Below are 7,114 nucleotides of genomic sequence, written 5' to 3' on the forward strand. Positions count from 1 at the left end.
AGATCAAAGTCCAAGGTCGTGAATTTTGCGGGTAATCTCGATGGCCACTTCCAGCACACGATAGCCTAAACTGATATCCACCTTTGGAGTCCCACGGCTCACAACGCATTTCACAAATGATTCCAACTCAAGCTTTAATGGCTCATCTTTTTCTATTGGGACGATCTCTTTTTCCAGGCCAAGCCGAGTTTTTCTAAACATATGTCCAGCTTGATTCATAAAATCCAGCGAAATATATGTATTTTTCTGAAAAATCCTGATCTCGCGCACCTTTTTTTCGCTCACCCGACTGGCATTTATATTCGCTACACAGCCATTCTCAAAATTTATCCTGGTATTTGCAATGTCTTCACTCGCCGATAGAACTTTTACACCGATGGCATCGATTTTTTTGATCTTTGAATGGACTAACTCCAGAACCACACCAAGATCGTGTATCATAAGATCAAGAACCACACCAACTTCTGATCCTCTTGGACTATAAGGCGCCAATCGATCCGCTGTTATAAATCTAGGATCATCGGCAGTCTTACCTAAAAATTCCATCACAGGATTATAGTGTTCTATGTGGCCGACCTGGATGATGTTTCCATTCTTCTTGGCGGCATCTAAAATCGACGACGCCTCAGATAAAGAGGAACATAGAGGTTTTTCTATCAACAAATGGCAATTCTTACTCAACAACCTAAGTGCCACATCGCAATGTTTATCCGTGGGAACAACCACACTCACCGCGTCACAGGCTTCGCCTAATTCCTCAATCGATGTAAAATTTCCACAGCCATAGGATTTAGAAATTTCCTTTGCCCGATCGTGATTGCTATCACATATGCCAATTAACTCACACCCACTCAACGAGTTATATATTCTCGCATGATGTTGTCCAAGATGGCCGACCCCAACGACACCGCACTTCAATAGCGAAGTCATCTTTTTCGACCCAAAGTATTCTGATCAATCCAATGCCTCAATACAGGCGGAATTTTCACTGTGCCATCTTGCTGTAAGTTATTCTCTAACAACGCCGCAAGCACCCGAGGCACCGCCAAAGCAGAACCATTCAGTGTATGGACAAATTCCAGCTTGCCGGACTCCTTCGATCTAAACCTCATGCCGGCGCGTCGAGCCTGAAAATCGGTGAAATTGCTGCAACTTGAAACCTCAAGCCATCGACCCTGCCCACCAGCAAAAACTTCCAAGTCATACTGCTTGCTGTGCGGAAATCCCATGTCCCCGGTGCATATGTCCAGCACCCTATAGGGCAGATCAAGTTTCTGTAAAAGACTCTCCGCGTTTGACTTAAGCTTCTCCAATTCATCGAAACTATTATTCGGATTAGCCCATTTTACCAGCTCAACCTTGTCAAATTGATGCAGTCGATTTAAACCGCGCACATCCTTTCCCCAACTGCCAGCCTCCCGTCGAAAACATGGCGTGTAGGCACACCGACGCACCGGCAACTCCTCCTCGTTAAATATCTCGTTCCTGAAAAAATTCGTAACCGGCACCTCGGCTGTGGGAATGCAGTAATAATCATCCACATTCGCGTGATACATTTGTCCTTCTTTATCAGGCAGTTGCCCCGTCGCCATGGCGCTATCTGCATTTACTAAAATCGGCGGCATGAATTCAACATATCCATTTTTTCTCGCCTCGTCTAAAAAAAACGATATTAGCGCCCGAACCAATCGCGCCATATCTCCTATGTAAAACGGAAAGCCGGAGCCTGTAACCTTCACTCCCCGAGGGAAATCCAGATAATCGCCAAACCAGTGAATGTCGTAATGAGGCACAGAAAATTTCGGTATTTTTTTCAAATCGCCCCAGCTATAAACGATCCGATTCTCTGCCTCATTTTTTCCCACCGGCACAGAGGAATGAGGCACATTAGGTATGTTCAAATACAACGACTTCCAATACTCTTCTAGCCTTTTAAACTCCAAATCCAACTTCCCTATCTGGTCAGATATCAACCTCAATTCCGTGACTTTTTCGCAAAACTCTGCTGACCTTTTCTCGAGCTTCGCCATACTATCGTTGGCAGCATTCTGCCTCGCCCGCAAATCCTCTATTTCCGCCAACATTTCCCGACGCTTCCTGTCCGTTGTCAAAAATCCATCCAGATCACACCGGAATTTTTTCTTGGAAATACCATCTTTTACTTCCTCGGAATACTCACGTATATATTTCAAATCCAACATGTTATAATACTTCTAAATTTTTATTCGCCATCGACTTTCGGTTTTTAGCACCAAGTCGCCGCAGTTCTTCACATTGAGAAATTAAGCCACCATTGCCATTTATTTTTGGCAAAATTTTAGCAGAAAACTGATCATTGACCTTCAAAAACAACCGATTTAAATCTTCCATTGCCTCGAACAACCCAACGCATTTATCATAGAGTCGTCCTCCACGTTCGGCGATTTCCTTGGCATTTTCATTCTGCTTCTCAACCTGCCACATGGATTTTATAAGCCTCAATGTCAGGAATAAAGTAGATGGGTATACTGGTATAACTCCTTTATCTCGAGCATATTGCGCCACATCACGACCACCAAATTGGCTAGCTTGAGCTTCGTTAAAATAGGCCGCAGTCACATAGGCCGACTCGATGGGAATAAACATCAACAAAAACGGGCAAATCTCCACATTGCCCTCCATATCATGATACTTGGCCACCTCGTCGATATGTTTCTTGATCGATATCCTGTGCTCATTCAATGACTTAGATTTTTCTACATCGCTGGTCGCATTCACAAATCTCTCATAGGCTGAAAGCGACACCTTGGCATCTATCAGCACCCATTGATTCTGTGGCAGCTTAACCAAAAAATCTGGCTTTGCCACGGCATTGTTCAGCTTTAAATTCATGCCACTGCCCTGGCATATGAAATCACCGCACTGCTTCGATAACCCAGCACTTTCCAGCAGATTTTCCAACTGAATTTCTCCAAAATCACCCTGGACTTTCGAATCACAACGCAGTGCATTGGTGAGATTTGAAGCCTCGGTCTGCATTTTTTCAACATTTTCAAACAACACCTTCAATTGACAGGCAAGTTCTGTCCTGGATTTCGATTCTGGTAAAAAAATATCGCGCTTAAACGAATCGAATTCCGCCTTTATCTTATCCACCATAGCGCCAATTTCCTTGGTTGTCTCCTCGGAAAATTTTGATTTCTTTGCCTCAAGAATCTCCTGGGAGAGATTGCGAAGCTCAATCTTAAGTCGTTCTCGTCCATCTTCTATTTGTACCTTTGTTGCCTCCAACGCTGCATTTTTATTACACAGCTCCGTGGCCTGACTTCTAAGCTCAGCCAATGCCATCGCCTGTTCATTAAGTCGTTGCTCAGCAACCACTAACCTGCCATACAGCTCAGACTTCTGTTTCAAATATTCATCCCGCTCGCATCGAACTTGCTCCAAAGTTTTTCCAATGGAACCTAACTGATCATTGTACCTGCCATGGCTCAATATACAGACAATCACCACCGAAATTAATGCGGTAGACAAAAACCCAAGCAACAAAGCCATAGTAAAATTCAGCTGGGGTTCAATGAACGCTCCATGGTCTCAAATTTTTTCATGCATTCCGGCAATTTCTTCATTGCCGACATCTGTCTAATGAAATCATCATATTTTCTTGCCGGAGATCCAATTATAATGCCTTCACCTTCAACATCTTTTGTCACGCCTGCCTGGGCACAAATCTTGACACCATCGCCAATGGACAAATGGCCAGCAATACCTGCTTGCCCACCAATCATCACATAATTGCCAAGCTTACTACTACCAGCTATGCCGGCCTGGGCAACAATTATACATCCTGCACCTATCTGCACATTGTGCGCCACCTGTACAAGATTATCTATTTTCGTACCACGACCAATGATAGTCGACGCGATCCTTCCTCGATCTATGGTGGTATTTGCGCCGATGTCAACCTCATCTTCAATGATCACATTTCCAATATGCGAGATTCTATTATGTTTTCCATCGACCATTTCATAACCAAATCCATTGGAACCAATTACAGCACCTGAACATATCCTAACATTTCTACCAATCACAGATCGTGCCATTATGGTAACATTCGGATCAATCACTGTATTTTCCCCGATCTCTGTATCACAACCGATGAAAGTGCCAGCTCCTATGATCACCTTATCCGCAATCTTAGCACCTTCTTCTATAACAACTTTCGGCCCAATTGCCAAGGAATTTCCAAGCTTCACTGATCCATGAATTATGGCAGTTTCATCGATGCCACTGTAAGTATTATGGTATAAAATCTTCTCAATTTTTTCACAAATTAAACCCATGCTATAGGATGGATTGCGACAAAGCACAAATATTTGTCCTTCTTTTGGAAATAGTTGTATATTACCAGGCACCAAAACCATCGATGCCGATGTATTCTGCAAATCAGCTAAATATTCTTTGCTCCTGCAGAACGACAAATCACCGGGGCCTGCTTCATCCAATGAAGCAACTCTATTTATGCTGACAGAAGACCGGCCAATAACACCTTCTGGATCAATAATCGAAATAATTTCATTAAGAGAAAACTTCCATTTCATAAGCAGTTTAGCATTTTTTAATATTGCACCACCATATGTCAATTGCGATAATCAGAAACTTTATAAAATAAATGGTGGTGAGGGAGCGATTCGAACGCACGAAGAGCGAAGCTCGACAGATTTACAGTCTGCACCCTTTAGCCACTTGGATACCTCACCGGATCAATGGATGCCAGGAATACGATTAGCCATCCGTTTGGCAAGAACTTTTTGAATGGATCTATCATTTATAAATCCTGGTTACCCTAGACGATAGAGCACATAGACTTTCCCGAAGTATTTTCCGGCCGGCTCTACTAAATTCGCCGATAGTAATACCATTAGCGGCATCGCCACCTAGCCATAAAACCTCATCTCCGACCTTCGCCGAAGGACAATCATTTAGTTTTATCATTGTTTGATCCATGGCCACCCTACCAATCACCGGACAACTATGGCCATTGATGATACAGCGACCGGTGTTTGTAAAATCAACGGGAATTCCATCGGCATAGCCACAGGATAGTACTCCGATCTTTGCACTCTCTGTGGTTTCATACATGCCATCATAGCTAATTTTTACGCCGGCCGGAACGTTTTTTATAAGAGCAACTTTACTTTTAAGACTAAAAATTGGCCTAATCCCAGATCTAAGCAATTCCTCATCATGCACTTCGGACGCAATTCCATATTGCATTGCCCCTACTCTCACGCCATTGCAAACACCATCGGATATACAATTTTTAACGGCAAAGCTACTGCTTTCATGGATCATCAGATTTTTCATTGGCCAGCTAAAATTTTTCAACCAGGCTCTAAAATTTTTCCGTTGAAATGATGTATAATTCTCATCTTTATCCACATGGGATAGATGTGTCGCAATGCCACCGATTTTGACATGGCCATCGCTGCATAGCCTGCGCAATCTATCCACATTATTTTCATGCCAAAAACCAATCCGCCCCATCCCGGTATCGATTTTTAAATGCACTTCGGCTATTTTATCCATGGCCTTTGCCATTAGAATTATGCGTTCCAATTCTTCATCGGTCGATACAAACGGAATGAATTCGCTATGGACTATGGCTTCAATTTCATCGGGTAACGGAGTGCTTAGTATGATGATTTTAGCCTCCTTGGAATGATTTTTTATTTCCATGGCTTCGGTTAGATTTGCCACAGCAAAGGCATCGACCAGATCCCAGGATTTTTTCACCAACTCCGGGGCTCCACAACCGTAAGCATTTGCCTTGACTACAGATAGATATTTCGTGCCGATGGGTAAACTTTTTTTTATGTTTATTATATTAGCGCGAAATACATCCAAATCGATTTCAATCCAGCAGCGCATACCACAAACTAACCACTCCTTGGATCTATGATATGGCACATTGATGGCCTATTTGCAAGAAAATAAAATAGATTTTTCTGAATCTGATTAGCTATTACCTTCGGAACAACGTCATTTAATCATTCGTCAAAATTGCCCATTTCTTCTTGATTTTCATATTGACGTTGATTTTTCGAACGGCCATCTTTCCGAGTATCGTTTGGTTGACTATCATCTTTGATGTTAATTTCCACGAAGGTTATTTCCTTCAAATTATCAATAAGATGTTGCCTAAGTTCACCTTGCCTTCCCATTAGAAAAAAGGCCGATTCAGAAACAGCAACATTGAATTGCACATTTAATTTTGGGCCATCCTTGGCTATGAAAATTTCTGTGCCTGGGAGGATATCATTTTTTAGCTGAACTCTGACTTCCTGCTTGGCATCCAAAGCAGCATTCGAAATCAAGATCCGATTAGCAATTTCTGAGCTTATTTTAACTATGGTTTCTGCTGCAAATTTTGACGATGCAGATGCTTCGGAAATGCTTTGCATGGAAGACAAAATCCTTTCACCAGTGGACATTTTAGCCGGATCCATATTTAGATCATCAAATTTTCCCAATGGCTTAGTTTTATCATCATCATCCATTTTTGTAGTCTGCATCCTAGTGTCACGATTTTCCATCGATCGCTGACCAGCCGTTCGATCAGTTCCATGGCCGAAAGCATTTTCCTGGCCCGATGCGCCGAGCTTCTGCCTTACGGCGGCTTCGTCCGCAACTTCTCCGATGCGACCAGTTCCATGGCCGAAAGCATTTTCCTGGCCCGATGCGCCGAGCCTCTGCCTTCCGGAGACTTCGTCCGAAACTTCTCCGATGCCACCAATTCCATGGCCGAAAGCATTTTCCTGACTTAGCAAAGCATCTTCCTTGGCCGATGCGCCGAGCTTCTGCCTTACGGCGGCTTCGTCCGTAACTTCTCCGATGCGACCAGTTACATGGCCAAAAGCATTTTCCTGACTTAGCAAAGCATCTTCCTCGGCCGATGCGCCGAGCCTCTGCCTTCCGGAGACTTCGTCCGATACTTCTCCGATGCGATCAGTTCCATGGCCGAAAGCATTTTCCTGACTTAGCAAAGCATCTTCCTTGGCCGATGCGCCGAGCCGCTGCCTTCCGGAGGCTTCGTCCGCGACTTCTCCGATGAGAACAGCTCCAGTGCGAAGTG

The 7,114-nt window shown here is 43.6% G+C and carries 6 protein-coding genes and 1 tRNA gene; all 7 read right to left on the reverse strand.

Going from position 1 to position 7,114, the window contains the following annotated elements; translation table 11 throughout:
* Positions 1-3: 3 nt before the first annotated feature.
* Complete coding sequence (locus LBH49_00895) at positions 4-930, reverse strand: Gfo/Idh/MocA family oxidoreductase (protein MDR0351192.1); 927 nt, start codon at positions 928-930, stop codon at positions 4-6.
* Positions 927-2,201 (reverse strand): serine--tRNA ligase, encoded by a 1,275-nt coding sequence (gene serS, locus LBH49_00900; protein MDR0351193.1) that lies wholly within the window; start codon positions 2,199-2,201, stop codon positions 927-929. Before serS ends, LBH49_00895 begins: the two co-directional genes overlap by 4 nt.
* A gap of 1 nt (position 2,202) precedes the next feature.
* The gene (gene rmuC / locus LBH49_00905; protein ID MDR0351194.1) at positions 2,203-3,534 is read right to left on the reverse strand and encodes a DNA recombination protein RmuC; all 1,332 of its coding nucleotides are present in this window, start codon (positions 3,532-3,534) and stop codon (positions 2,203-2,205) included.
* An 8-nt stretch (positions 3,535-3,542) separates the two neighbouring features.
* Positions 3,543-4,580, reverse strand: coding sequence for a UDP-3-O-(3-hydroxymyristoyl)glucosamine N-acyltransferase (gene lpxD, locus LBH49_00910; protein MDR0351195.1), 1,038 nt, complete (start codon positions 4,578-4,580; stop codon positions 3,543-3,545).
* Between the two features lie 72 nt (positions 4,581-4,652).
* Positions 4,653-4,739 (reverse strand) — tRNA-Tyr (locus LBH49_00915).
* Between the two features lie 64 nt (positions 4,740-4,803).
* A complete protein-coding gene (gene alr, locus LBH49_00920; protein MDR0351196.1) occupies positions 4,804-5,910 on the reverse strand; it encodes an alanine racemase in 1,107 nt (368 codons plus the stop codon).
* Between the two features lie 119 nt (positions 5,911-6,029).
* A partial coding sequence (locus LBH49_00925) for a hypothetical protein (protein ID MDR0351197.1) occupies positions 6,030-7,114 on the reverse strand: 1,085 nt, incomplete at its 5' end.

It is taken from the genome of Puniceicoccales bacterium (genome assembly GCA_031255005.1).
GTDB lineage: Bacteria > Verrucomicrobiota > Verrucomicrobiia > Opitutales > LL51 > JAIRTH01.